The sequence below is a fragment of the Chroococcus sp. FPU101 genome, from assembly GCF_017312365.1.
Lineage (GTDB): Bacteria > Cyanobacteriota > Cyanobacteriia > Cyanobacteriales > Microcystaceae > Chroococcus.
Map to the genome: position 1 here is coordinate 1 of NZ_BLJI01000100.1, position 1260 is coordinate 1260.

Annotated in this window: 1 protein-coding gene; it reads left to right on the forward strand. The window is 47.8% G+C overall.

Annotated features, from left to right (window positions below; genetic code table 11):
* The first annotated feature begins 186 nt into the window (after positions 1 to 186).
* Positions 187 to 1257: a photosystem II q(b) protein gene (gene psbA / locus CFPU101_RS25230; protein WP_206818633.1), complete on the forward strand. Its 1071-nt coding sequence runs from the start codon at positions 187 to 189 to the stop codon at positions 1255 to 1257.
* The last annotated feature ends 3 nt before the right edge of the window (positions 1258 to 1260 follow it).

Sequence of the window (1260 nt, forward strand, 5' to 3'; positions counted from 1 at the left end):
CTGTGGAAATCAACAGGGCAACACTACCCAGCGACAAAATTAAGTTCTGCTGTCGAAGGTTGCGTTGCTCCAGTCGATTTCGGGTTTCCTGCTGTTCTAGTTCCTGACTTGCTGCCAAAAAGCGATAGTCCAGATCGCTCAAACTCTTGCCGTCTGCCTTGAAAACTTCATAGGAATCATAAAGCAATGACCACCACCTTAACTCAACGCGAAAGCGGGTCAGTATGGGAGCAGTTTTGCCAGTGGATCACAAGCACCAACAACCGTTTATACATCGGTTGGTTCGGAGTACTGATGATCCCAACCCTGCTCACCGCGACCACCTGTTTCTTAATCGCCTTCGTCGCTGCACCTCCTGTAGACATCGACGGAATCCGCGAACCAGTAGCAGGTTCATTACTATACGGAAACAACATCATCTCTGGTGCAGTTGTACCTAGTTCCAACGCAATTGGACTACACTTCTACCCCATCTGGGAAGCAGCTTCTCTAGATGAGTGGTTATACAACGGTGGGCCATACCAGTTAGTCGTATTCCACTTCTTAATCGGAGTATTTTGTTACCTCGGTCGTCAGTGGGAACTATCTTACCGTTTAGGAATGCGTCCTTGGATCTGTGTAGCCTACAGTGCACCCGTATCCGCAGCAACCGCAGTATTCTTAATCTACCCCATCGGACAAGGCTCTTTTTCTGATGGAATGCCTTTAGGAATCTCTGGAACATTTAACTTCATGTTCGTGTTCCAAGCTGAACACAACATCTTAATGCACCCCTTCCATATGTTGGGAGTAGCGGGTGTATTCGGTGGTTCATTGTTCAGTGCCATGCACGGTTCATTGGTGACCTCTTCTTTAGTTCGTGAAACAACCGAAAGCGAATCCCAAAACTACGGATACAAATTCGGTCAAGAAGAAGAAACCTACAACATCGTAGCCGCACACGGATACTTCGGTCGTCTAATTTTCCAATACGCATCATTCAACAACAGCCGTTCTTTACACTTCTTCTTAGGTGCATGGCCCGTAGTCGGGATCTGGTTCACCGCGATGGGTGTAAGCACAATGGCATTCAACCTCAACGGTTTCAACTTCAACCAATCCGTACTCGACTCACAAGGTCGCGTAATTGGGACTTGGGCAGATGTCTTAAACCGCGCAGGAATCGGTATGGAAGTCATGCACGAGCGCAACGCTCACAACTTCCCCTTAGATTTAGCTTCGGCTGAACCTATCACCGCTCCCGCTATTAATGGTTAATCT

Bases quoted from the DNA above. Each gene is read 5' to 3' on its own strand.
- psbA (WP_206818633.1), top strand. From the start codon at position 187: ATGACCACCACCTTAACTCAACGCGAAAGCGGGTCAGTATGGGAGCAG.